General features: G+C 34.1%; 21 protein-coding genes. 9 read left to right on the forward strand and 12 right to left on the reverse strand.

Translation table 11 applies throughout. The features are described 5' to 3' along the window. Window positions 1–116 precede the first annotated feature (116 nt). From LNQ81_RS04035 to LNQ81_RS04070, 8 genes are all read right to left on the reverse strand, one after another. Window positions 117–767, reverse strand: a complete 651-nt coding sequence (locus tag LNQ81_RS04035) for a glycosyltransferase family 32 protein (RefSeq protein WP_229944892.1) — start codon at window positions 765–767, stop codon at window positions 117–119. A gap of 12 nt (window positions 768–779) precedes the next feature. Beyond that, on the reverse strand, window positions 780–1,178 hold the full coding sequence (arfB, locus tag LNQ81_RS04040; protein ID WP_229944893.1) for an alternative ribosome rescue aminoacyl-tRNA hydrolase ArfB: 399 nt from the start codon (window positions 1,176–1,178) through the stop codon (window positions 780–782). Further along, a complete protein-coding gene (gene pnuC / locus LNQ81_RS04045; protein WP_229944894.1) occupies window positions 1,163–1,789 on the reverse strand; it encodes a nicotinamide riboside transporter PnuC in 627 nt (208 codons plus the stop codon). The genes arfB and pnuC overlap by 16 nt, the downstream gene beginning before the upstream one ends. A gap of 73 nt (window positions 1,790–1,862) precedes the next feature. Continuing rightward, entirely contained in the window at window positions 1,863–2,582 is a 720-nt protein-coding gene (locus LNQ81_RS04050) for a Bax inhibitor-1/YccA family protein (RefSeq protein ID WP_229944895.1), read from the reverse strand. Window positions 2,583–2,631: 49 nt separating this feature from the next. Continuing rightward, window positions 2,632–3,249 carry a 4'-phosphopantetheinyl transferase family protein gene (locus tag LNQ81_RS04055; RefSeq protein WP_229944896.1) on the reverse strand — a complete coding sequence of 206 codons (618 nt, stop codon included), beginning with the start codon at window positions 3,247–3,249 and terminating at the stop codon, window positions 2,632–2,634. Window positions 3,250–3,360: 111 nt separating this feature from the next. Next, window positions 3,361–3,798 (reverse strand): large conductance mechanosensitive channel protein MscL, encoded by a 438-nt coding sequence (mscL, locus tag LNQ81_RS04060; RefSeq protein ID WP_229944897.1) that lies wholly within the window; start codon window positions 3,796–3,798, stop codon window positions 3,361–3,363. A gap of 44 nt (window positions 3,799–3,842) precedes the next feature. Beyond that, window positions 3,843–6,284 carry a bifunctional UDP-N-acetylmuramoyl-tripeptide:D-alanyl-D-alanine ligase/alanine racemase gene (locus LNQ81_RS04065; protein ID WP_229944898.1) on the reverse strand — a complete coding sequence of 814 codons (2,442 nt, stop codon included), beginning with the start codon at window positions 6,282–6,284 and terminating at the stop codon, window positions 3,843–3,845. 64 nt (window positions 6,285–6,348) lie between these two features. Next, a complete protein-coding gene (locus LNQ81_RS04070; protein ID WP_229944899.1) occupies window positions 6,349–6,708 on the reverse strand; it encodes a DsrE family protein in 360 nt (119 codons plus the stop codon). Between the two features lie 560 nt (window positions 6,709–7,268). On the opposite strand from LNQ81_RS04070, the gene LNQ81_RS04075 reads away from it, so the two are divergent. From LNQ81_RS04075 to LNQ81_RS04105, 7 genes are all read left to right on the forward strand, one after another. After that, window positions 7,269–7,829 carry a YeeE/YedE family protein gene (locus tag LNQ81_RS04075; protein ID WP_229944900.1) on the forward strand — a complete coding sequence of 187 codons (561 nt, stop codon included), beginning with the start codon at window positions 7,269–7,271 and terminating at the stop codon, window positions 7,827–7,829. A gap of 37 nt (window positions 7,830–7,866) precedes the next feature. Then, entirely contained in the window at window positions 7,867–8,280 is a 414-nt protein-coding gene (locus LNQ81_RS04080; protein ID WP_229944901.1) for a DUF6691 family protein, read from the forward strand. A gap of 89 nt (window positions 8,281–8,369) precedes the next feature. After that, window positions 8,370–9,002 (forward strand): Crp/Fnr family transcriptional regulator, encoded by a 633-nt coding sequence (locus LNQ81_RS04085; RefSeq protein ID WP_229944902.1) that lies wholly within the window; start codon window positions 8,370–8,372, stop codon window positions 9,000–9,002. An 8-nt stretch (window positions 9,003–9,010) separates the two neighbouring features. Further along, window positions 9,011–9,802 (forward strand): sulfite exporter TauE/SafE family protein, encoded by a 792-nt coding sequence (locus LNQ81_RS04090; protein ID WP_229944903.1) that lies wholly within the window; start codon window positions 9,011–9,013, stop codon window positions 9,800–9,802. A gap of 73 nt (window positions 9,803–9,875) precedes the next feature. Beyond that, window positions 9,876–11,306, forward strand: coding sequence for an MBL fold metallo-hydrolase (locus LNQ81_RS04095; protein ID WP_229944904.1), 1,431 nt, complete (start codon window positions 9,876–9,878; stop codon window positions 11,304–11,306). A 4-nt stretch (window positions 11,307–11,310) separates the two neighbouring features. Then, entirely contained in the window at window positions 11,311–11,628 is a 318-nt protein-coding gene (gene trxA / locus LNQ81_RS04100) for a thioredoxin (protein ID WP_006259770.1), read from the forward strand. 136 nt (window positions 11,629–11,764) lie between these two features. Further along, on the forward strand, window positions 11,765–14,500 hold the full coding sequence (locus LNQ81_RS04105) for a M16 family metallopeptidase (protein WP_229944905.1): 2,736 nt from the start codon (window positions 11,765–11,767) through the stop codon (window positions 14,498–14,500). Window positions 14,501–14,581: 81 nt separating this feature from the next. Here the strand turns inward: LNQ81_RS04105 and LNQ81_RS04110 are convergent, their stop codons facing one another. Then, a complete protein-coding gene (locus tag LNQ81_RS04110) occupies window positions 14,582–15,397 on the reverse strand; it encodes a hypothetical protein (protein ID WP_229944906.1) in 816 nt (271 codons plus the stop codon). An 84-nt stretch (window positions 15,398–15,481) separates the two neighbouring features. Beyond that, the gene (gene lepA / locus LNQ81_RS04115; protein ID WP_229944907.1) at window positions 15,482–17,278 is read right to left on the reverse strand and encodes a translation elongation factor 4; all 1,797 of its coding nucleotides are present in this window, start codon (window positions 17,276–17,278) and stop codon (window positions 15,482–15,484) included. Between the two features lie 294 nt (window positions 17,279–17,572). Between lepA and LNQ81_RS04120 the strand changes: the two genes are divergently transcribed. Beyond that, window positions 17,573–18,454, forward strand: coding sequence for an esterase-like activity of phytase family protein (locus LNQ81_RS04120; protein WP_229944908.1), 882 nt, complete (start codon window positions 17,573–17,575; stop codon window positions 18,452–18,454). On the opposite strand, the gene LNQ81_RS04125 is transcribed toward LNQ81_RS04120, so the two are convergent. Then, window positions 18,437–22,177 (reverse strand): BamA/TamA family outer membrane protein, encoded by a 3,741-nt coding sequence (locus LNQ81_RS04125; protein ID WP_229944909.1) that lies wholly within the window; start codon window positions 22,175–22,177, stop codon window positions 18,437–18,439. The genes LNQ81_RS04120 and LNQ81_RS04125 overlap by 18 nt on opposite strands. A gap of 29 nt (window positions 22,178–22,206) precedes the next feature. Between LNQ81_RS04125 and LNQ81_RS04130 the strand changes: the two genes are divergently transcribed. Beyond that, window positions 22,207–23,364, forward strand: a complete 1,158-nt coding sequence (locus LNQ81_RS04130; RefSeq protein ID WP_229944910.1) for a Pycsar system effector family protein — start codon at window positions 22,207–22,209, stop codon at window positions 23,362–23,364. On the opposite strand, the gene LNQ81_RS04135 is transcribed toward LNQ81_RS04130, so the two are convergent. Further along, window positions 23,345–25,711 (reverse strand): hypothetical protein, encoded by a 2,367-nt coding sequence (locus tag LNQ81_RS04135; protein ID WP_229944911.1) that lies wholly within the window; start codon window positions 25,709–25,711, stop codon window positions 23,345–23,347. The two genes, LNQ81_RS04130 and LNQ81_RS04135, sit on opposite strands and share 20 nt — an antisense overlap. Window positions 25,712–25,849 lie beyond the last annotated feature (138 nt).

A 25,849-nucleotide genomic window follows, 5' to 3' on the forward strand; every position in this document is an offset into this window, starting at 1 on the left:
TGGCAGCATTACCTGCCCAGGTTCTATGGGTATGATCTCAGCCGTACGGCACCCCTTTGAGATTTATAGTACAAATATAGATTGTTTTTCTAAAGAAAAAAAGTAATAGTAGAACCTTACTTTTTCCAGGTGGTTGTAAAGTGATGGATACAATAAGTATCCTCAGATTTATTAAACACTTTAGTCTTATAATCTATTGGACTAAAATAATACGTTGGGTAAATAACTAAATTGTATTTATCTATTCTTTGACAACTATTATCTTTAAGCAGTCCGTTATTACTAAGCATTTTACTTATAATCACCGTATTAGGCGTTTTATTGATTTTTTTGTAAAAAGACTTTAGAAGTGGATATCTGTAAAAAGACTTAGAGCTATAATATGTCAATAATTCCGCAGTCAGAGGGTGATTAGGTACACATCCTATAACTGCTGTACACAACAAAGTCAGTGACTCTCTCCCTAAGAAAAAATCATTATCTAATAAAGGATCAAAACTCTTAAGAATCTCTACATCTGTATCTAAATATACCCCTCCATACTGTTGTAACACTTCTAACCTACAGACATCTGATACAAAAGCAAACTTCTTCTCACGATATGCCTCACTAGTAAACCTGCATTTATTAACATCATAATTCTCTTCATTCCATATCATAATTTGATAATCAGGATTATGCTTCTTCATGCTAGCAATGCATATTTCTACTGACTCGGGGAACTTACTTCCACCAAACCAACATAAATGAATTATTTTGGGAATCATATTTTTGTTTTACTACATTAATCGTTTTCTCAATGCCTTCTTTAAAGAGTTTTGCTGTTTACTCTCTTTCCTCTTTTGCAAAACTCTACGAGGTGTTTTAGTCTCTCTTCTCTCTTTTTCTATATGTAAACCAATAGACAGCAGTTGAAAAAAACGCTCTAGTACAATTGCTTTATTTTTAATCTGACTACGTGTATTATCAGCATCCAATATTAATACTCCTTCTTTCGTAAATCTGTTCTTAAGTCGTTCTAACAATAGTGTACGTTCTTCTTCTGTTATCCCTTGCGAATTCATACAATCCCAAGACAGCACAACTTTAGTAGATACTTTATTAACATTCTGTCCACCTGCTCCACTACTGCGGACGGCTTTAAAGGTCAATTCTCTTTCTATTACTTCTCTAAGCATTTTTCTTTATTTATTGTTTTATACCATGATATATAAGCCATAGTAGCAAGTACAGTAAAGACAGCAAATTGTACTGCTAATATACCGTATCCCCTGTATGCATATAGTGGAACTGATACTATATCTCCTATAATCCAAAGTGTCCAATTCTCTATCTTCTTTAGTGCCATATAATACATCCCTGTAAAAAAGATACCTGATGTAATAATATCTATATAATTCTCTGGCAATATTTCTTTGCCTGAGAAATAATAAACACCGTAAATAATAATAAGAGTTACAAAGAATATGATAACTCCCTTTACTTTTTCACTTCTATTAGTTCTACTAATCTTTAATACGCTATGTCCATCTTTCTGTCTAGACCAGTTATACCAGCCATACACACTCATTATAGAATAGTATCCATTTAAGATCATGTCTCCATAATACCCTATCACATAAAGCAAATATACTGTAATAATAGTAGCTATAATACCTGTTGGATAGACTAGGATGTTTTCTTTACCAGCATACCACACACTTAATATTCCGAATATAAACACTATTGATTCTAATACTATCTGAAGCATACTCGCTTCACTATAAGCTCCAAAGAAAAAGTCAAACATAATCACTGAATTATATATAAAAAAACCGCGATCATTAAAGAACGCGGTTCAAAAGTATCATTTATCTTTTTAATTAGTTGTTTCTACTCATTACTATTCTTAAAATATACCAGAATAAAAGCATTAATGATGCAAATAATGATAATGCAGCTGGTACGTGCTGATTAGCAGCATATTCATTTTTAATTTGCCATGTAGAGTATAAAATAGATCCTGAAGCTAATCCTACCATAGCTAAAGAAAACCATAATCCAAGGTTAAATCCGAAGATCATCCCACAAATAATCGTTCCTAATGCTAAGAAAAATCCTATGCTTAATATTGATCTCATAAAAGAGAAGTTCGCATTAGAACTAAAAACTACTCCTGTTAATCCACCGAATAATGCTAAGGTCATAATACCTGCTTGAGAAATCAATGTCAAATCATTAGTCATTGATATCGCTACATAAAGAATAGGTACAAAAATGAATGCTTCAGCCAACGTATATAGAAAGAAACCAGCATACTGTTGTGTTTTATTAGTAGTGTTATCCGCTAACTTCTGAGCATACCACGTAATTCCCATAAATGCACCTAAAACAATCAACCATGAGAATTTTCCCATTCCCATAATCTTAAACATTCCTTCCACAACAAAAGGCGTATTAAGCATAATTGTCTCCAATACTATGAATGCCAATACTCCCATTGCTAAAGTAGCATAAGTCTTCTTATAAAACTGTGCTCTGACTATCTCAGACTCCTGTGCTACTGGCACCGCATACTCTATTTTATTAAAATTACTTTCCATATCGTTATTTTATTTTTTCAAAAATACTAATTAATAATTATAATCTACACTATGATTTCGCCTCTAACGCATAAACTAATACAAAATCCCCTAAATCAGCTAATTTATATTCGAATATTTGTTTAAAAACTCCATTATCAACAACACATTGATTCTTATCTAGCATGACACTCATATCCTCCTTAAAACTCATACTACGTGATTCACACATTTTAAACATTGCTTCTTTAGCACACCAAATCTCAGTCAATATCTCTACCTCACAGTTACCCTCTTCACTTAATTTCATTTCTTCAACATTGCAAAACTTATTGGCAATTCGCTTAATTTTTTCGCGTTTCTTCTCTACATCAATACCTACATTTTCATTGCTAATAACTATAGAAGCATATTCAAATGAATGGGAGATTGAAATAAAACTTCCATCCATTAATGACGGTTTTCCATTCTCGTCATATCTTAAATCTAAATCACTATAACCAGCCCATGCTAATAAATGTCGTACCGCCAAAAATCCTTTTTGATGAACCTCAGATTTCATCTTATCTAAACGTTGCTGCGTCGCTTCACGTAATTTTATCCCCTGTTTAAGTATCTCTATATTTTCTTCTACTTTCCAGATTAATACTTTACATCTATCCTCTCTTAACTCTTTTATTAAAGGCATAACTTAACTACTAATTAATGTATACAAAGATACATCAAATAAAAAAAGACATACTAAACGTATGTCTTTTTATTTTATTAAAACGAAATCAATCGTCAAATAACTAAGATATTATTGTTTTTTTAACAAATCTCTAATTTCAGCCAAAAGATCTTCTTGTGTTGGAGCTGGTGGTCCCGCTGGCACTTCCTCTGCTGCTGCTTCTTTTTTCTTCATTGTATTAATTCCTTTAACTAATAGGAATACACATAATGCTAATAAAGTGAAGTTAATAATTTCTGTAATGAAATTACCATACGCAAACACAACGTTTCCGTCGATTCCTCTTGCAGCTGCTAATGGTGCTCCATCAGGTGCATCACCTTTTAACACTAAATACATATTAGAGAAGTCTGGTGTACCAATAATAGCTGATACGATAGGCATAATAACATCGTTAACTACACTAGTCACGATCTTACCAAATGCTCCTCCAATGATAACCCCAACTGCCAAGTCCATTACATTACCTTTGACAGCGAATTCTTTAAATTCTTTTACAAATCCCATAGCCTTTATTGTTTAAGTTTTGAAGTGTTAAAAATATAACTTTTTTACTCTACAAAAAAAATTCTTTTAACGCGAAGTGCAATACTTGTTAAAATCTCATATGGTATTGTTTTTATTTCATCAGCTATAATAGTGACAGGCAGGTCTTTACCAAAAATAACGACTTCGTCATTTTCTTGACAATTTATATTTGTTACATTAATCATTAACATATCCATACATATAGATCCAGTAATCTCAGCTTTTTGCCCATTTACTAGTACATAGCCCACAGGCCCCCACGAGCGATGTACTCCATCGGCATATCCTATTGGCACAGTTGCAATACGCGTTTTTCCCTCAGCTCGAAATCTTCGACCGTATCCTACACTGTCTTTTTCTTTGATTTCTTTGATTTGCATAATGCGAGTTTTAAGCGTGCTAACATTAGTCAATTGTTGCATTTCTTCTCTATCATTACCGACTCCATACAATCCTATTCCCAATCGAACCATATCAAATTGATACTCTGAAAAGTTAAAAATTCCTGATGTATTCAGAATATGACGTATTGGATTAATACCTAATACATGTATTAATTTATCTGAGTTATGTGTAAACATCTCTATCTGTCCGAGTGTAAAGTCTGTATATTCAGGCATATCACTTGATGATAAATGTGAGAATATAGATTTGACTTCGACTACATTAGTATGTCTAAGCACTTCTATTAATTCATCCAGATCCTCTGTCAAGAAGCCATGTCTATGCATGCCTGTATCTAGCTTGATATGGATAGGATATTCATAACAGTTGCGTTCTCTAGCTACTTTTAAGAATGCATTAAGCTCACGTACAGAATACACCTCAGGCTCTAAATCATACGCTATCATCGCAGAGAAAGCATTGATCTCAGGGTTCATCACGATAATCTTAGTATTCACACCTGCTTTGCGCAATTCTATTCCTTCATCTGCAAAAGCTACTCCTAGATAATCTACCTTCTCGTGAGCTAATAATTTAGCTACCTCATAGCTGCCATTACCGTAGCCGAATGCCTTCACCATGACCATCACTTTAGTCTCTGGCTTTAACTTTGAACGGTAGAAGTTAAGATTGTGACACATCGCAGTAAGATTAACTTCTAATACAGTCTCATGTGTTTTCTTCTCTAGCATCGTGACGATTCTATCAAAACGGAATCCTCTAGCTCCTTTGACCAAAATATTCTCATCGCTAAAATCATCTGCCGATACTTTCTGTAAAAACTCTTCAGTATCTCTGTATAGATAAGTATTCATTATTCCGATTAGATACTTACTAATGTGTTCCCCAATACCAATGACACGAGTTATCTGGTGTGTAGACAACAGTACTTTTAATTGACCATATATCTCTCCCTCCTCATATCCACTTTTAAACATATCGGATAATATCACAGTTTTAGATGTACTTACCTTATGCTTCTCTAGAAAGTCAAGAGCGATAGATAGAGATTGGTAGTCTGCATTATACGCATCATCTATTATCGTACAGTTATTCACACCGTTCTTTACCTGCATACGCAGTTCTACAGGATATAGTCCTTTGATACGCTGTACGATCTTCTCCGAGTCATATCCTAGATACGACATCGTGCTGATACAAGTCATTATATTGCGTACAGAACTAACATCTGTAAATGGAAGTTCTACTGAGTACGAATCTCTCTGATTAATAGATACGGTAAGAATAGATGAATGAAACTGTCCATAGACATTCGCTGACGTATCTGTCAAGCTCCAAGTATAGACAGAAGTAACAGGGCTAAAATATTCTAATAACAACTCATTCAGCTCACAGATAATCACCTCAGCATTCTGGAATAGTTTAGCTTTCTCACTCACTTTTTCTACTAATGAGCGAAAACCTTCTCCATGCTCTTCTGTAAGTGCTGTAAAAACTCCAATGGTTGGCTTGACAACCTTGGCAAGTTTCTCCATTTCACCCACAGTAGAAATTCCAACCTCGAAGATACCTAAGTTGTGTTTCTCCTCTATCCCAAATACAGATAGCGGAACACCCGTCTGAGAATTATAGCTCTTAGGGCTCTTGATGATCTTATACTCTTCACTTAGGAGAAAGTTTAGCCATTCTTTTACGACAGTCTTTCCTTTACTACCTGTAATTCCGATAACTGGAAAATCAAAACGATCTCTATGAAAAATAGCCGCACCCTGAAGTGCAGTTAATGTATTATTTACTTTAAAGAAAAGTACCCCTTCTATAGGACGTACCTTAGTCTGGTCAGAGATGACGATATATCTGACTCCTTTATTTACCAATTCTTCGATATAATCATGTCCATCATGATTACCTCCTTTTAATGCAAAAAATAAAGTGTGCTGATCATTTTGTAATGACCTACTATCTACGGATATATTCGAAATATCTACATATTCACTCTTACTGTTTCCTATAATATCTGCTCCAATGAATGAACAGAACGCATCCGTATTAAATTTCATTATTTTGCCTTATTTGATACACAAAGGTAAAGATAGTCATACCACTCTCTATCTATATAAAATCTTAAAAATTACATTTTATGTAAGACCAACCTTCTTCTTGTTTTTCGATGATATAAACTAATCCTGAGGCAACGAATCCAACATTCTCGATAATATCTGATTTCTCTATTTTACGAGCATTAATTGTATTCTCACACGCAAAGAATTGTATTCCTTTTTGCATCACTGCCTTTAGAGGCTCTCCTACCATCGTCTTACTTTTTCTAAGCATTCCGATACCAGGCCCATGCACGACTACTTGTATAGTTACATCCTCTTTCCAGTGATTTCTAACATTAGTTACATAAGTCATTAGTGCATTCTGTTCGTTAATGTTGTCTGTGTTTAATTGAAATACAACGTTGTGCTTTGTATTTTTCATAAGTATATCTATTTTTAAGTTTTGGGTTCTATTTTTTAAGTTCTATAAAACTACTAAAAACCACTCATATCGACTAATAAACTCTCACAAACTTTTCCTTCCATCCTCTTTAAAATTCTATTCAGATCTAAATCTATCCTTTCAAAAAAAGAAATTACTTTTTTTCGTTTTCAGCATAAATAAGTTCTTATTTATACCCTAAATTCACTTTCAATGTCTACTTTTTTTGAAAAATTACCCCAAAAACTATCTATTAGAACAATTTAACTAAAAAAAGAAATTACTTTTTTTATCACTCAAAAATACATAATGAATTAGTTATCAAAACAATACACCTAGAATGGTGGAAGTAGAAGTACTTTTGTCCAACAATACTCCTTTTATACACGTAGTATTCTCCTCTTATCTCAATGTGAAACAACATTAATCCTTACTTCTCATCCAACCTAACTTTATCCTACATTATATATAGCATAAACACAAAAAAGAAGTTCTGTGTATCCTAGGTTACATTTCTTCTCAATTTTAATCGAGAACTTTGTCTTACTAAATTAAATGTTATGGAATGGATATATGGCCCATGGCCTTGGTATGTAGGAGGATTATTCATCGCTACTACACTTATATTGCTTTTATTAATGGGTAAATCTTTTGGATTCTCCTCTAATCTACGCGCCATGTGCTCTATGATGGGAGCAGGGAAGAGTTGTGATTTCTTCTGCTTTAACTGGAAGGCTCAGACCTGGAACTTACTCTTCTTAGTAGGTACCATCCTAGGAGGATTCATCGCATACCACTTCTTGAGTGTTGAGCCTGCAGCTATACCTCTAGGCGAACAGACGATAGAGAAGCTCCATGCACTAGGTATAGAAAGTGCTGGCAAAGCATATATACCGACAGAACTATTCTCTAATGAAGTCTTTGGTTCTATTAAGTCTATCGGGTTCCTATTATTAGCAGGGTTCTTCGTAGGCTTTGGTTCTCGATATGCAGGAGGATGTACTTCAGGACATGCGATCAGTGGACTGAGTAATCTACAGTTACCTTCCTTAATAGCAGTAATTGGTTTCTTTATAGGAGGGTTAATTATGGTACACCTACTGTTCCCTCTTATTTTCTAATACAAATGATTAACAATATCTATATCAATAAGATACAATGAAAAAATTAGCCTATTTATTAGTCGGAATGCTTTTCGGGATAGGAATGTTTAAATCTGGAGCTGCATCGTGGTTCAGAATATATGAAATGTTCCAATTCGACAGTTTCCACATGTACGGTATTATGGGAACTGCGTTAACTATCGCTGTTGTCGCGACCTATATTATCAAGAAAAAAAACATTAAAGATTTCTCTGGTAACCCGATAGAGTTCACCCCAAAAGAGAAGAGTGTACCACGCTACCTAATAGGAGGTGTCTTTTTCGGATTAGGATGGGCATTAGGAGGAGCTTGCCCAGGGCCTATGTTTGCCTTATTTGGAGCAGGCTTTTTACCTATTCTGATTGCGATTATCGGAGCATTATTAGGAACTTGGTTCTATGGGTTGATTAGAAAATGGCTTCCTCATTAATACAAGATTTCTTCCTTAGTTTACAATACTTTTAATATATTGGCTTCAATAAAGTAAATCACAGCTAATAATCATTTGTTTATTCTTTTATGGAGCATATTATCAGAAATAAGTACAGTCCTATCTTTGAGGAAAAACTATTAGACGAAATCATAGAAGTATCAACGATAAAAGACTTTAAAGAAGGGGAAAAACTAATGGAGATAGGAGAATATATAAAAAAAATTCCCTTGCTATTAGAAGGAGCTATAAAAATCATACGAGAAGATCAGCGAGAAGGAGAAATAGTATTATACTATATAGAAGAAGGAGATACTTGTGCGATGACACTGACCTGCTGTTTAGGCGAGACTAAAAGTCAAGTACGCTCTATAGCTGAACGCAATGGTAGTGTAGTCTTAGTTCCTGTAGGAAAAATGGATGAATGGCTGGTAAAATATAAGAGCTGGCGAAACTTCGTACTCAACAGTTATAACAACCGTATGAACGAAATGCTGACTGCTATCGATAGTCTTGCCTTTATGAATATGGAAGAACGTCTATGTAACTTACTAAGAAGTAAAGCGAAAATATACAATAGCCGCTTTATCAACAATACACATCAAGAATTAGCTGATGAACTAAACACTTCTAGAGTAGTGATCTCTAGAATACTAAAAACTTTAGAAAACGAAGGTATTATACAGCTCAATAGAAAATACATCGAGCTACTTAAGCCTTAAGTACAGATATGGATTATACAGGATTAATAGGTTATGCTCTAGCCTTACTTATCGGAATATCACTAGGCCTTATCGGTAGTGGTGGGTCTATACTCACCGTACCTATCCTCGTGTATATCATGAAGGTAGAACCATTCGTAGCTACAGCATACTCACTATTCATAGTAGGATCTACTTCCCTAGTAGGTGGGGTAAAAAACTATATAGACAAAAAAGTAGATCTAAAAACAGTATTGCTCTTCGGGATACCGTCTGTCATTACAGTATATATCACGAGAGCCTACTTACTACCACTCGTACCAGATGTAATATCTATTGGTAGTTGGAATATAGATAAGAATATAGCATTGATGATCTTATTTGCTTTGGTGATGTTCACTTCTGCTACTAAAATGATCAGACCTCGAAAAGGGATAGAAGTACAAGATAACAAACCTGCCTTATCAGGGCTAGTCTTACAAGGTATCCTTATCGGACTACTAGCTGGTACAGTAGGAGCTGGAGGTGGATTCTTAATCATACCTGCCTTAGTCTTATTTGCTAAGATGCCTATGAGACAAGCCGTCGGCACCTCATTATGCATCATCGCTATACAGTCGTTAATAGGTTTTTTAGGAGATCTAGGTCATACCACTATGGACTGGGCGATGCTACTTACTTTTAGTGGAATATCTATAATAGGAATCTTCATCGGGATCTATTTAACAAAGTACGTCCCTGACAAAAATTTAAAAAAGAGCTATGGTTATTTCGTACTGATCATGGCTATTTATATCCTAATTAAGGAAGTGTTTTTATAGTTTGTAACCTAAGTTACTTTCATTTCAAAAACATCTTCTTACTTTTACTTCAAACAAAGAAATAAACTACAATATGAAAATAGAACAAATTTATACAGGATGTTTAGCTCAAGGAGCTTACTATATAGAGAGCAACGGAGAAGTTGCTATCATCGATCCACTAAGAGAGGTACAGCCTTACTTAGACAGAGCTGCTAAAGATAATGCAACTATAAAATATATCTTCGAAACACACTTCCACGCAGACTTCGTGAGTGGACACGTTACATTAGCTGAGAAAACGAATGCTCCTATCGTATATGGACCAAATGCTAACCCAACATTTAAGGCACATATCGCTACAGATGAAGAGGTGTTTAAAATAGGAAATATCACGATCACAGCACTACACACTCCTGGGCATACAATGGAGAGTACTACGTACTTACTAAAAGATGAGAGTGGAAAAGATCACGCTATCTTCAGTGGAGATACGTTATTCTTAGGTGATGTAGGTCGTCCTGACTTAGCTCAGAAAGCGGCTGACTTGACTCAAGAGCAATTAGCTGCTACGTTATACAATAGTTTACGCACGAAGATTATGCCGTTAGCAGATGACGTTATCGTATATCCTGCACATGGTGCTGGATCTGCTTGTGGAAAGAACTTAAGCAAAGAAACAGTTGGTACTCTAGGAGATCAAAAACAAACGAACTATGCGCTACGTGCTGACATGACAGAAGCAGAGTTTGTAAAAGAAGTAACAGATGGTCTACTACCACCTCCTGCATACTTCCCACTAAATGTGAAGTTAAATAAAGAAGGATATGAGAATGTAGAGACAATCATCAACAACAATAAAGCCCTTACACCAAAAGAGTTTCAAGCCGTAGCTGAAGAGTTTGGTGCATTATTATTAGATGTACGTTCTGCTTCAGACTTCGCTAGTGGACATATACCAGGTGCTATCTTTATCGGATTAGATGGGCAGTTCGCTCCATGGGTAGGTGCATTAATCACAGATATTAAACAGCCTATCTTATTAATCACTCCTGAAGGGCGTGAAGAAGAAGCTGTCATCCGTCTATCTCGTGTAGGATATGACAATACGCTAGGGTATCTAAAAGGAGGATTCTCTACTTGGAAAACAGAAGGATTTGAATACGATACTGTACAACAGGTAACAGCAGAAGAATTAGCAGATAAAATAGCAAATGAAGATATCAAGGTAGTAGATGTGCGTAAACCAGGAGAATATAATTCTGCTCATATTAACTATAAAAACTTGACACATTCTCCATTAGATTATATCAATGATAATATCACCGACTTCCCAACAGAAGGTAAATTCTTTATCCACTGTGCAGGAGGGTACCGTTCATTAATCGCGTCTTCTATTCTAAAAGCTAGAGGATACCACAATATGATCGATGTAATCGGAGGTTTTGGCGCTATCAAGAACACATCTATCCCATTACAAGAAGGAGCTAGCTGTACAGCAACCTGTCCAACAACTAAACAATAATACAATGAGTAATTTTCAAGAGTTAATCGATAGAGATCAGTTAACTTTAGTTGATTTCTTCGCTACATGGTGTGGACCATGTCAGATGCTAGCTCCTGTGCTAGAGGAAGTAAAAAAAGAGTTACAGGATGATATCTCTATTATCAAAATAGATGTAGATAAAAATACTGCTCTTACCACACAGTACAGCACACAATACCAGATGAGAGGTGTACCTACACTAATGCTTTTTAGAAAAGGTAAACTTCTGTGGAAACAATCTGGATATATGGATAAACAGACCTTACTAGGTCATATAGATCAGTATAAACATAATTATTAAAATAAGGCTACTCTATCTAGAGTAGCCTTATTTTTTACAATAGCATTCAAATATTTAACGCCCACTATTTATCAGACTATCAATTTATTAGAATTTATATTATATATTTATAACAATTAACCTTAATTACTGATTTATGAAAAAAATAGTATACACACTTATGTTTGCATTGACCATAAGTGCTGCAGATTACGCCTATGCCCAACAGAAGGAAAAACCAACCTTTGTAACTTCTGTTGAAGATATTAAAGAATACAAATTATCAAATGGATTAAAAGTACTTTTACTACCTGATGCAACACAGAACAATGTCATCGTAAATATTGTTTACAATGTAGGTTCAAAACATGAGGGTTATGGTGAAAAAGGAATGGCTCACTTGTTAGAACACATGCTATTTAAGAGTACTACTAAACTAGGTGATATCAAAAAGATGTTATCTGATAAAGGAGGTAACGCACAAGGAACAACATGGTATGATAGAACAAACTACTATGAAGTATTTGCGGCTAGTGACGAAAACCTATCATGGGCTTTAGAGATGGAGGCAGATCGTATGATTAATGCCACTATCTTACAAGAAGATTTAGACAAGGAATTTTCTGTAGTGAGAAATGAGTTTGAGATAGGAGAAAATAATCCCACTAGAGTATTAATGGAAAGAACTATTAATACAGCCTACTTATGGCATAACTATGGATTAAGTACTATCGGATCTAAAGAAGACATCGAACGTGTAAAAACACCTCAATTAAGACGTTTCTATGAAAAGTATTATCAACCTGATAATGCTACGCTAGTTATCTCTGGTAAGTTTGACGAAGCTAAAGCTTTAAAATATGTTGAAGACTATTTTTCTGTTATTCCTAAACCTAAACGTGTATTAGATGAGATCTTCACTGTAGAGCCTGCACAAGATGGAGAAAAGTATGTAGAAGTTAGACGTGCTGGTGATTCTCAACACATCAATATTTTATATCACGCAGCCTCTTTTGCAGATAAAGACTATGCGGCATTAAGCGCTTTAGAGTCAATCTTAAACAATGACCCATCAGGATATTTATACAAAGAATTAGTAGAGACAAAGAAAGTGTCGAGTCTTTGGGCGTTTAATCCAACTGTTAGAGATGCAGGCTTTGTTTTATTTAACTTTGACGTTCCCAATGATAAAAATCTAGAAACAACGCTTAAAGATGTAAAAACAGCTTTAGCTAAAATAAGTAATATCAACTATACACAAGAGGATCTAGACAGAGCTAAAACTAATATTCTTAAAGGCTTAGAAAATATTAAGAATAACACAATCGGTTATACAATTAATCTAACAGAGATAATAGGAGCTGGTGATTACCGCTTGGCTAATCTATATAGAGATAATATAGAGAACTTAAAACTAGAAGATATCAATAGAGTTGCTAAAAAATACTTTAAAGATAATAATCGTACAGTCGGTTTATTCATTCCTTCAAAAGATGAAGTGAGAGTTAAAGCAAATGAGATTCAAAATAAAGATATCAAATCTTTAGTTGAAAACTATAAAGGAAAAGAATCTTCAGGAGAGTTAAGACCATTTGAGGCAACTATTTCTAACTTAGAAAAAAATTATTCTACTGGTAAACTTAAGAATGGTTTGAAATATGGTATCATAGATAAAGATATCAAAGGTGAAAAAGTTATCATTAGTATGACACTACCAGTAGGTAATCAGAAAGACCTATTGAACAAACAATACATCGGAGAATTCACTGCTGACTTGTTAACAGCAGGAACTAAAACAATGACTAAACAACAGATCAAAGATAAATTAGATCAACTGAAGTCTTCTGTTAATATTCGCTTTGGAGGTCAAAATATTTTCATTAGTGTGTCGTCATATAGAAACAGTATAGATGAAACAATGACCATCTTAAAAGATATTTTATCTAATCCTATATTTCCAGAAACAGAATTGGATAAACTTAAGTTAGAGACTATAACAGGAATAGAAGCTCAACTGAGTGATCCGCAGACTATAGCTTTTACTAAAATATCTCAATTAACATCTAAAGAGGAGAAAGGAAGTATCTTCTACACATCTACTCCACAAGAAGATATCGCTGGATATAAAAATGTAACAGTTAACGCAATAAAAGAGTTTTACAAAGCATTCTTTGGTGCAAACAATGGGATAGCTACAGTAATTGGAATGAATAATAAAGAAGCTGTAAACAAGTTATTTGAAACTACTTTCAGCAACTTCAATAGTACTGTAAAATACGAAAAAGCGCTTCCTAATTATGTAGAAACAAAACAAGACAAACAAACGTTTGAAACTCCTGACAAAGAGAATGCTGTTGCAGTAGGTAAAGTAGGATTCAAAATGAATAAAACTAATCCTGATTATGCTGCTCTAGTATTTGCAAATGAAGTAATGGGAGGTGGTTTTATGACTGCACGTATTCCTCAGCGATTACGTGAAAAAGAAGGTATTAGCTATGGTGCAGGTTCTTCACTAAGTGTTCCTAATGATCCTAAAAGAGAAGATTCTGCTTGGATGATTTATGCTTTCCTAAACCCTACAAAGCGTGCAGAAGTAGAAAAAGCTATCAATGAAGAGTTTAATAGACTGATTACCTCAGGTATAACTGAAGAAGAATTAGTAGCTAATAAAACTTCTTGGAAAAATGCTAGACAAACTAATCTAGGTTCTGATGGTTATCTAATAGGATTATCTAATTCATTATTATTATTTGATATACCATTCACAGACCATGATAAACTAAATGGAGAAATAGAAAAAGTAACAATTAAACAAGTAAATGACGCTGCTAAAAAATATTTACAGCCAACTAAATTTACTACTGTTTATACAGGTGATTTTACTAAGAAGTAATCTAATATTTTAATACATAAGCTAGAAACGCCCATTGAGTCTCAATGGGCGTTTCTTTTACACACTTAAATATCAATTTTATTAACAACTAAAATCAACAGATGTTATTCCAGCCAAATAAATAAAGTGTTGAGCTCCTTTAGATAAATACACTTCTACTGATTGAATTTCATACTCAGCCGATGTATCAAATACAAAGTCTAAGTTACCATCATCATCTAGATCGCCAACAAATAATACCTTGATAAAAGTCTCATTAAAGCTAGGTATATCAAGAACTAACTGTTCTGCCTCTCCATTAACAACTAGATATAACTTATAGTCTTCATACTTTCTATACTTCTTTACTTTTCCATTATCATCAGTATACTGATATGAATCTACTTGTTTGCCTTCTGCCCTTAAAATATACTGTTTCCCATTAAACAGATATTCTTGTGGCATATCAGGCCATAAAGGTTGTTCTTTAATATTTACAGCAGTTTTAGTTCCCTTTTTTATCATTTTATTAGGTCCTAAGAAAAAGATAGGCTCTATTGATCCAGTTGAAAATATACCTATCTGCTGACTTTCTGTACACTCATTAGTTTGTTCACTAATCGCGTAGTCGGCCTTTAATACTTGGTACAATCCTTTCTTTTCTTCAAACGCAAGCCATTTATCATTAACCTTATCGAAATCAGACTGATGAAATTCCTTAAAATAATAGTTAGGAACAAGTATATCTAGAAAAATATTTTCTTCCTTATCAAATTGTGTTACAGCCACCTTCTCTTGTGTTTCCTCTACCACTTCTTGTACATTAGTGATCGATTCTATTGTAGACTTTTCTTCTTCTTTGGTATTCTTGCAACCAATTAATGCAAGTGTAGCTATTAATAATAAGCCTTTTCTCATCTAGTTTTTTGTATTAGTTTTTGTTTCAAAAAAAAAGACTATCAGAATTGATAGTCTTTTCATTAAATATTTTAAAAGCTGTGCTTAATCATTCAACTTTAATACAGCCATAAATGCTTCTTGTGGAATCTCTACGTTTCCTACTTGACGCATACGCTTCTTACCTGCTTTTTGTTTCTCAAGTAATTTACGTTTACGAGAAATATCCCCTCCATAACATTTAGCTGTTACGTCTTTACGCAATGCTTTTACAGTCTCACGAGCGATTACTTTCACTCCAATAGCTGCCTGAATAGGAATATCAAATTGCTGACGTGGGATAAGTTCTTTTAATTTCTCACACATCTTCTTACCGATATGATAAGCGTTATCTGCGTGCATTAATGCAGAAAGTGCATCTACTACGTTAGCATTAAGCATTACATCGACTCTAACAAGATTAGAAGTACGCATTCCGATAGGAGAATAATCAAAAGAAGCATATCCTTTCGATACTGTTTTTAGTCTATCATAGAAGTCGAAAACAATCTCTGCTAGTGGCATATCAAATGTCAACTCTACTCTACTCTCTGTAAGGTATGTTTGGTTAGTTATAATACCACGCTTATCAATACATAAACTCATTACTTGTCCAACAAAGTCAGCTTTAGTAATGATTGTTGCTTTAATATATGGTTCTTCTACTCTTTCTAATTTAGAAGGCTCAGGTAAATCTGATGGATTGTTAACGATAATACCCTTCTCTGGTTCTTTCTTAGTATAAGCTAAGTACGACACGTTAGGTACAGTAGTAATAACAGTCATATTAAACTCACGTTCTAAACGCTCTTGGATAATCTCCATGTGTAACATTCCCAAGAAACCACAACGGAAACCAAACCCTAATGCAGCAGAACTCTCTGCAGCGAATACTAATGAAGCATCATTAAGTTGAAGTTTCTCCATTGAATTACGCAACTCTTCATAATCTTCTGTATCTACAGGATAGATACCTGCAAATACCATAGGCTTTACGTTCTCAAAACCAGAAATCATGTTTTGAGTAGGTACCTTAGCGTCAGTTACGGTATCACCAACTTTTACTTCTTTTGCTTCTTTAATACCAGAGATTAAGTAACCTACATCTCCTGTTTTTATCTCTTGTTTTGGAACCTGATTCAATTTAAGTGTACCGATTTCATCTGCGAAGTACTCCTTATTCGTCGCCATAAACTTAATCTTCTGTCCTTTTTTAATCGAACCATTAATAACACGGAAGATAACTTCAATACCACGGAAAGGATTATATACAGAGTCAAATATAAGTGCTTGCAAAGGCTCTTCTGGATCTCCTTTAGGAGCTGGCACTCTCTCTATAATAGCAGCTAATATTTCTTCTACTCCTAATCCTGTTTTTCCTGATGCAGGAATAATCTCCTCGTAATCACACCCTAATAAGTCAACGATATCATCGCTTACTTCTTCTGGATTAGCACTAGGTAAGTCAATCTTATTTAAAACAGGGATTATCGTCAAGTCATTCTCTAACGCTAAGTATAGGTTAGAAATAGTCTGCGCTTGGATGCTCTGAGCTGCATCTACGATCAATAACGCACCTTCACACGCTGCAATAGACCTAGAAACTTCATAAGAAAAGTCTACGTGTCCTGGGGTATCGATTAAGTTAAGTATATATTGCTCACCTTTATATGTATATTCCATTTGGATTGCGTGAGATTTAATAGTAATCCCTCTCTCGCGCTCTAAATCCATACTGTCTAAAAGTTGAGCTTGTTGTTCACGTGCTGTAACAGTCTGTGTAGCATCTAGTAATCTATCCGCTAAAGTACTTTTACCGTGGTCAATATGAGCAATAATACAAAAGTTTCTAATGTTCTTCATCTTCGTTAAATCAAAGTTATAATTACGTGCACACGCCCATTAGAAGCATTGAAATGACATTCAATAATCGTGTAACCTCTATTATAAGACTTTTATTCTCTTCTAATTAAAAGATAATAAGCCTATATTTTGCAAATATACTTTAATCTTTCAATTTTCACTTATTTTTTTGTGCATTAGAGTGCCTCTTATTAAAAGAAAAGAGCTTTATATCAAGTTGTGTTTACAATTCAAAGTAGATTATATGTTTTTTATAGCCACTTTTAGTAACTTTATATTTTAAAATTTTAAACTATGAAATCACTACTGACAATTTCAATAGTCGCATTAACTACATTAGCTAGTTGTGGACAAAAAAGTGATGTTACTAAAGACCACATTATACTACCTAATAACCTTAAGGAAGTTTCTGGGTTATACTATGATAATACATCTAGTTCTTTCTGGGCATTACAAGATAGCGGTAATAAAAGCGAACTATATCAGATTAAAACTGATGGAAAAATAGCTCATACTTTAAAAATAAAAGACCAAAAGAATATAGACTGGGAGGAATTAACAGCAGATAAAGAAGGTAACCTATACATCGGTGACTTTGGCAACAATAAGAATACACGAAAAGACCTGCGCATTCTCAAAATCAACAAAGATGACTTACAAAAAGACAAAGCAAACGTCGCAGAAATCATCACATTCGAATATCCTGAACAAGAGACTTTTCCCCCTAAGGACACGGAATTATTCTATGATGCTGAAGCATTCATTTTATACAATAATAACTTCTATATCTTCACTAAGAACAGAAGTAAAGGCTTTGATGGAACTTCTTTAGTGTATAAAGTACCTAACATAGCAGGACATCACCAAGCAGAACATGTACAAACCTTTAATGGATGTAATATATATAAACACTGTGCTATCACAGGCGCTGCTATGAGTCCTGATGAGAAGACCTTTGTCTTACTCTCTCACTCTAAATTATGGATAATAGAGGGCTTCAACCCCAATGCTATTATGGACGGAAAAATAACAGAGCACAAACTACATCATGTTTCTCAAAAAGAATCTGTTACTTTCGGAGACAACAACACTGTTTATCTGGCAGATGAAGTAAAAGATAAAAAAGGTGGTAAAATATATAAAGTGGATTTGAGTACATTAAAACCCAAACCCTAATCCAAATACAAAGCGACCTCCATCTGCACTGCTAAAATATGAGCAGTGTAGTGTCGCTTGTTCTATTGCACTTACCCATAAACCTGCTCCATAAGAGTTGTGCCATTTATTAGACACCTCACCTGGCTGCCATACTCTACCATAGTCAAAACCACCATAAAAACCATAGCTCATTGGGATAAATCCTGCTGTAAACTGACCCGCATTATATCTCAAGTCTGTTGTTTGCACCAAAGAACTCTTACCTGTAAAACGCTCTGGTCTAAATCCTCTCAGATTAGCATTACCTCCTATCACAGCTGCATGGTAGAAGTCATAGTTATTATTTAATCTAGTCTGATACGTAAAATTGGTAGCAAATACTAAGTGCTCTGCTCTATCTATATTATGTATAAAGTTGGCTTTCACATCTAAATAAGGGAAGTTCTGCTCAGTTTCTTTCAGATTCATCTTCCATCCTAACTTCGAATTAAACCCAAAACCTACAGTCGGATTAGCTGGATAATTATACTGTTCATAGCTATACTCTAACTTGACTCCTCCATAATGTTGGAAGTCAAAAACTTTAGTGTTAACAGACTCAGGATTATCAGTGATAAAACGACCACTCTTATCTTGTACTTTTAAAGCATTATATTCTACGTTAGCCTCGAAGCTTCCACCTTGCTTTCCTTCATATCTATAACCTGGTGTTACAGAATAACTCTCTACTCGAACACGCTTATAATCATCTCCTTTTTCTTCATCGAAATAATAAGTTTCATTACCTAGACCATAGTAATTCACAGCGAAATTAGGGCTAGTCGCTCTACCGGCAATAGTAAACATCCAATTATCTGTAGCATTAGGAAAAAAACCTTTATACTCTCCTTCAAATCCTTTTGTATTAAAAGAATAAAAACCTTTTATTACATGCTTAGCGGTATAAGGATCTTGCAAAAACTTAGAGCGAGTAGAACTATATAAAAAACCTAATTTGACTCCGTCCTCAGGATTATACCCTACATTAGGTAATAACATATTAATGTTCAATGGAACATTCTCATAGTTAAAATTATTAAGGTCATACTTATTCGACAAGATAGTTGTCGTTCTAGTACTTTGTGAAACTACTTCATTTTTCTTGTCTGCATAATCATAAACAACAACCTTAGAAGAATTATCAATCAAGAATGAATCTTGGTTCTTACCTCCTATTAATCTCACTTTTATTTTAGCTTTCTCATCACCTGTCACTTTAAAAGTATCTTCGTCATTCAAACCATAAACCCATAACTCCTTTGTTTCACTAGCTTTGTAAACCTTTTCAAACACAAGTACTTCACCATCTTTCTTAACTCGATATTGTTTTAACAATACATCGCCACCTACCAATCTCTCGATATTAAATAAGTCTTTCTTATCAGTCCCCGACAAGATTACATACTCTCGTAATTGTTTATAATATTTTGGTATGAATTGCTCTATCTTACCTCTTCTTGCTTTAAATATTCTTTTGATGTCTTCAACTTCATTGGTCTGCACTTCTTTAGGTAGTTTATTAAAGGCTTCATCTAAAGTCTCATCATCTAGTTTCTCTACAATATCCTTAGCCTCTCTTAACCAGTCTTCTTCAGAAGTCTCTTTTAACAAATACTGATCTAATGGAAATGCAGTTTTATTTATCCAACGTGGATTAGCAAAGTCTTCTGTATAATTCTGCATATGTCTAAGTGGTGGAAGCTTCTTGATCAGTGATAATAATGCTCCATCTATCTTAGCGAATGCTTGATCTCTATCTCTAGGTACAGGTCTATATACAATCTTATCTCCTTCTGTAAACTCCGACCATCTCCATTGGTCTCCGTGCCTATCCCAATCCCCTATCAACATATCAAAGATACGAGCACGCATATATGCTTGTTGATCTACAGTATATTTCTCATCCTTACGCAGTTTTGCGATAACATCAGTTGTACTAACTATTGCCTTAGTGTTCCCAAAGCTAGCTTCATCCTCATATCCCGATGAAGGTCGTTCTTCTATCATATATAATTCGTCACCATACTTATCATTAAAACGTCCCAAAGCAGACTGTTTAGGCACATAATACAACTCTGGATTAGTGTGATACATCCCTATCTTATCCGCTAAGCCATCAAGTATAAATGGTGTATACGGATGTGAAGTAGTATAGAAGTCATAGATAAAGCGCTCTGCCCAAGTATTCTCGAAAGAGTTCATCACGTACTGATCTTTAAAGACTGCTGTCTGTACGAATCTTGACACACTCTTTCTCACTCCACGCATTACATATTCTTTACCTTCTTTATCTACTAACCTCAACGACATAGATTGGTTACCCCCTCCAGATATAGTAGGTGTTAATCCTCCTTTTAACGTTGTTAAATCAGCTACAGATGCAGTAATTGGTGTACCATATACATCTCTATAATGCTGCCCCCATAAGAACTTATACCAACCTGTCTTTTTTGTCCATTCTGTAGGATATACACTTGCTTTGACATCTTCTCTACTAACTTCTTCATTAGCTGATAGAGAAGCATAGTTATCTCCAAAAGCCCCTAATATTTCTTGATTATAAATCTCTTTATATTTTCCTTCTTTATATCCATAGAATACTAATCTCGTACTTCTATCTTTCATTACCTCAACCTTTGTATATCCATATACTCCAGCTGAGAAGTCACCTTGCTCTATAGCACGCGCTGGTGATAGATTACTCATTGCACCACTTATAATCTGCTTTACTCCATCCCTTTCTATATACTGCATATTATGTTCATGTGCTGAAACAATAATTACGTTATTATACATTTGAGCTGTTGTGCGAATACGCTTATTTAATTCGTTATATTTCTTGCTTTGTAAATCTTGACTATTAAAGCCTGCCATTGCACGAGTATAAGTATAAATATTACCTATCACAGGTAATGGCACATTATTACCTAAAGGAAACAAGTGATCCTTTGTAGAAAACTTTCCACCATAATTACCATTACTATACACAGGATGATGCATAGCTAATAGAACAACCTTATTTTGGTTCTTATTTATCTCTCCTCTAACCTCTTCAAAAAAATCCTCTCTAGTCTTAATATCACAATCTTCATTGATATTTGAATGTTCATCCCAATCCTCTAAATACCATTGACTATCAATAACGATTAAAACAGTTTCGTCATTTACTTTATATCTTTCTAAACCACATATTTTTCGGGGTAATACTATTTTTTTATCTCCTGTTTTTTCTACTAAATAATCGCCTAAACGCTTTATGCCTTCATAACCTTTACTCCAATCAGACTCACCATTAATAAAAACCGCGTCTCCTTTATTCTCTTTAATTAACTCTATAAGAGAACCTATTTTGCTTTCTGCTTCTATTCTCTTTTTTGAAGACAAACTAGGCATTCCACCTTTAGTATTATTCCCTAACAATACTAAAGTAGAGTTTTCATCACCATCTTGCTTCACAATATTTCTAAATGCTGTCAAATGCTCCTGTTCATCTCTATTTCCAGCTTGACTAAGATTCCCAACTAAATAGTACGTATGGGCAATTTTCGAATCATTAATTCGTTCTTGTGAGAGCATATTACTATTTTTATTGTTGTATTGAGGTTCTAATGTAGCACAAGACATTAATCCAACTAAGGAGATTAACAATAAAGTAGCTGCTATTTTAGTTAGCTTTAACGATAAGTAAGAAAATATTTTCATATTTTTAGGGTTATAAAGGTATTTACATCATGACTATTCTACAAAAAATCGAAGAACATATCTTTCAGATACACAAAGATACATTATCACATCAATATACATACCACAACTTTAACCATACTCTACGCGTAGTAAATGGATTAGAGGAAATTTTAACACATATAACTGTTACAGACCACGAAGCTGATCTTTTACGTTATGCGGCGTGGTTTCACGATGTAGGATATATTAACTCTTGGGAGGGTCATGAAGAAAGAGGAGCACAAATTGCACAAACATACTTATTAGACAATGGTGTAGCGCACGATGATGTACTAACTATTATGCAATTAATCCGTGCAACCAAACTTGATTATATCCCTGAAAACGATTTAGAATGTATTATTAAAGATGCTGACTTCGCACATTTCTCAGATGACAATTATGTAGAGACAAGCAATCTATTAAAAAAAGAAATAGAACATTTATGTGATAAAACATTCACTCAATTAGAATGGTTGGAACAAAACAGAGATGTAATGCTCTATAAACACCGTTATTATACTACATATACACAGCAAAAATGGCAGCCAACTAAACAAAAAAACTTGTTAGATGTACTAGCAAAAATTGACAAAATACAATCAAATAAAAAGAAGAAAGAAAAGATTGACTCTAATAGAACTATAGATACTCTATTTAGAACTACATTAAGGAATCATACTTCTCTTAGTGCAATTGCTGATAGAAAGGCAAATATATTACTATCTGTTAATGCAATCATTATCTCAATATGTCTATCTACTCTTATTCCAAAGCTAGATAGCCCTAGTAATGCGCATCTAATAATACCTACGTTTGTCTTATTAATCTTCAGCGTAGCTACTATAATATTCGCTATACAATCTACACGTCCTAAACTAACTTCCGGTAAATACACCAAAGAACAAGTACAAAATAAGGAAGTGAATTTACTGTTTTTTGGAACATTCCATCAAATGCCTTTTGAAGAATACGAAGAGACATTAGGTGAAATCATGAAAGACAAACAATACCTACATCATGCACTGACTAAAGACTTATATAGTCTCGGAGTAGTACTAAACAAAAAATACAAGTTTTTGCGTATTACTTATACCGTATTCACTGTTGGTATTCTGTTATCTGTTCTTGCTTTCACACTAGCTTTTAAAGGTATTGGTTTTTAAGGAATCTATGCATTAGTGTACTATAGTCTAACTGATCTACATCATAATCTAAATTGACCCCTATGCGTATTCCTATTAATCCTGATACGCTTTGCATGTCTTCTATAAGAAATTGTTCTAGATTATTATCTAGTAATCCTATTTTTTGTCCAAATTGAATATATCCTAAATATTCCTCTAAATGATAATTAGAGGCAAATGCTATCGTTATTTTACGAGGTTGTACAATGCGTTCAGTAGATCCTTTAACACAAGCTTTATCCAGTCTCTTTTTTATAATCTCGTAACGAGTATTATATGATCCATCGATATCAAAGCGCTTTTCATCTAGTCTAAACTGAATACCTAAAGAAGAGTCATAAACAAATATTAGCACTGTCACATCCATCTCTAAGGCATCCTGTATATTATTGCGATAATGTATACACATTTGCTCACTCATCACCTGTAGCTGCCACAGTCTTAAATTATGTAGATATGTAAAATCAAATGATTTGTTAGGACTAATAGAACTACCTATATACAGATTATGTTCTACACCATCTGTCTTAAATCGTTCATAATAATGAGGAAAAACCTTTTGAGCTGACTCTTGACGAAAGTCTAATAAATCCGAGAAGGATTTATTCATCTTTGCAACTTGTGTATCATATATTTTTCTGTATTTATAATATATACCTAACTGCATATCTATAAACATAAAATAATCCTCTAACTTCTGTTTACAGAACAGGTGTTCTTCTTTCGTTAAATACGAGTGTATTTCATTCGTTACATAATTCTGAATACGCTGTTCTAATCCTGTAACGAAATTACTATCTAATTGACGCAAATAAGCTTGTAATTTAAGTATATGACGTTCTAGTATCAAAGCATTCTCTTGTAAAGAACAATCACCAAAGACAGCTATTAATTTCACTAATTGTTCTTTAAGGTCACCAAAGATGGCCTGATTACGCAGTGCTCCAGACCCTTTAATGTCTATCTCACCATACAATGGATACACATTCTTAAATGAAATAGGATTAATAAACACATCCTTCTCCACTACGCTATCTATATAATTTCGTCGCGCTTCTTCTAAGAATTTCCAATATACACTAGGATGTATAGTTGTAAACTCTCTTTGTATAATTGCCTCAACGTGATTTTGCATATCTGCTTTTACTCGTTCGAATGTCTCAGAAATAATAGGCATAATCCCGTTCAACTTCTGAGCATTCACACTATTTAGTACTCTAGCATCACTAGAGACAATTTCAAAAACCCCTTCTATTCCACTAGAAATCACCACAGGACTAAACAAGCAACTCCTGATACCCTGTCTTTTTAAGTGAAGACACATTTCTCTTTCTTCTTCCTCATCTAAGGCTACATCTACATCTGATATACTGTAATATCCCTTTTCATTAATCACAGCCTCATAAGCTTTCTTCGATAGAATAATAGATGGCTTTTTTTCATTCAACAAAAAACTAGACATCGCCATTATCTCATTCGTTTCCTTCTGTATTAAGGCATCTACGACTAAAGGAGTAAACCCTATTCTCAAATTCGGAACTCTAAAAATAGAGCTAAACAAAGGCTCCATAATATTACCTATACACACGCTCTGCAATTCTGACTTTAGGAAATTCTCCTTAAGTAATGACATCGCGTTCTCTATAGTAACATCTACAAGGTTAATAATACCAAAACCATTTAATTGCCAACTATGCTGAGGAAATTTCTCTTTCCACAACACTAAATCATCGAAATTATCTTCAAGTAATTCGATGTCCTCTTTAGTCAACATTACTGCATTCTCCTTAGGAATAACTTCTACAAAGTCCGCATTATATAAAACTCTATAGTGATGAATAATCCCTTTAGCATCTGGAAGATCAATGAATAGAGGTCTAGTCAAATCAAAATCAGCTTTAAAATAATGGTTCATAATTATACAACAACTTGCTACATAATACTGGTGTTGACTAAAGTCTCGAATCTCTATATTATAATTACCCCCACTCTCTTCTATGATTTTTCTAAACCTTCTACTATGGTTAAACATCAAGTTCTGAAAAGGCATACCTACTGCTTTGATTTCATTATCTGTTAATGCGATAGGAAACAGAATCTCTAAAAGCTCGTTAATAAGAACTCGGTTATCATCAAGTATCTTAGCGTCGGTTATCGGTTCTAGTAAACATGGTACGCCACTCACACGCTCCAACAAATCTTTAAAGTAGGTCTTTTTGATATCGTTCTTCTCCGGATCATTTATGAAGATATGCATCGCTTCTACTAAACGGTGAAAAGAGAACTTAATCTCAAAAGGAGTAAAATCAAAAGTCGCTAATCTCATAGTGGTGGGTATCTATTAGCTTATAAAGATACAAAATAACTAACTGTGTATCTCGTAGAGAACCTCAACTTATTTGAATTAAAGAGAACATTAACTAAACTAAAAATCAGAAATCTAAAAAATTTGTACTTTTGCATC

This window comes from Myroides oncorhynchi, assembly GCF_020905415.1.
Taxonomy (GTDB): domain Bacteria; phylum Bacteroidota; class Bacteroidia; order Flavobacteriales; family Flavobacteriaceae; genus Flavobacterium; species Flavobacterium oncorhynchi_A.

Coding starts and splice junctions, on each gene's coding strand:
- LNQ81_RS04035 (WP_229944892.1), bottom strand. CDS start 767: ATGATTCCCAAAATAATTCATTTATGTTGGTTTGGTGGAAGTAAGTTC.
- arfB (WP_229944893.1), bottom strand. CDS start 1,178: ATGCTTAGAGAAGTAATAGAAAGAGAATTGACCTTTAAAGCCGTCCGC.
- pnuC (WP_229944894.1), bottom strand. CDS start 1,789: ATGTTTGACTTTTTCTTTGGAGCTTATAGTGAAGCGAGTATGCTTCAG.
- LNQ81_RS04050 (WP_229944895.1), bottom strand. CDS start 2,582: ATGGAAAGTAATTTTAATAAAATAGAGTATGCGGTGCCAGTAGCACAG.
- LNQ81_RS04055 (WP_229944896.1), bottom strand. CDS start 3,249: ATGCCTTTAATAAAAGAGTTAAGAGAGGATAGATGTAAAGTATTAATC.
- mscL (WP_229944897.1), bottom strand. CDS start 3,798: ATGGGATTTGTAAAAGAATTTAAAGAATTCGCTGTCAAAGGTAATGTA.
- LNQ81_RS04065 (WP_229944898.1), bottom strand. CDS start 6,284: ATGAAATTTAATACGGATGCGTTCTGTTCATTCATTGGAGCAGATATT.
- LNQ81_RS04070 (WP_229944899.1), bottom strand. CDS start 6,708: ATGAAAAATACAAAGCACAACGTTGTATTTCAATTAAACACAGACAAC.
- LNQ81_RS04075 (WP_229944900.1), top strand. CDS start 7,269: ATGGAATGGATATATGGCCCATGGCCTTGGTATGTAGGAGGATTATTC.
- LNQ81_RS04080 (WP_229944901.1), top strand. CDS start 7,867: ATGAAAAAATTAGCCTATTTATTAGTCGGAATGCTTTTCGGGATAGGA.
- LNQ81_RS04085 (WP_229944902.1), top strand. CDS start 8,370: ATGGAGCATATTATCAGAAATAAGTACAGTCCTATCTTTGAGGAAAAA.
- LNQ81_RS04090 (WP_229944903.1), top strand. CDS start 9,011: ATGGATTATACAGGATTAATAGGTTATGCTCTAGCCTTACTTATCGGA.
- LNQ81_RS04095 (WP_229944904.1), top strand. CDS start 9,876: ATGAAAATAGAACAAATTTATACAGGATGTTTAGCTCAAGGAGCTTAC.
- trxA (WP_006259770.1), top strand. CDS start 11,311: ATGAGTAATTTTCAAGAGTTAATCGATAGAGATCAGTTAACTTTAGTT.
- LNQ81_RS04105 (WP_229944905.1), top strand. CDS start 11,765: ATGAAAAAAATAGTATACACACTTATGTTTGCATTGACCATAAGTGCT.
- LNQ81_RS04110 (WP_229944906.1), bottom strand. CDS start 15,397: ATGAGAAAAGGCTTATTATTAATAGCTACACTTGCATTAATTGGTTGC.
- lepA (WP_229944907.1), bottom strand. CDS start 17,278: ATGAAGAACATTAGAAACTTTTGTATTATTGCTCATATTGACCACGGT.
- LNQ81_RS04120 (WP_229944908.1), top strand. CDS start 17,573: ATGAAATCACTACTGACAATTTCAATAGTCGCATTAACTACATTAGCT.
- LNQ81_RS04125 (WP_229944909.1), bottom strand. CDS start 22,177: ATGAAAATATTTTCTTACTTATCGTTAAAGCTAACTAAAATAGCAGCT.
- LNQ81_RS04130 (WP_229944910.1), top strand. CDS start 22,207: ATGACTATTCTACAAAAAATCGAAGAACATATCTTTCAGATACACAAA.
- LNQ81_RS04135 (WP_229944911.1), bottom strand. CDS start 25,711: ATGAGATTAGCGACTTTTGATTTTACTCCTTTTGAGATTAAGTTCTCT.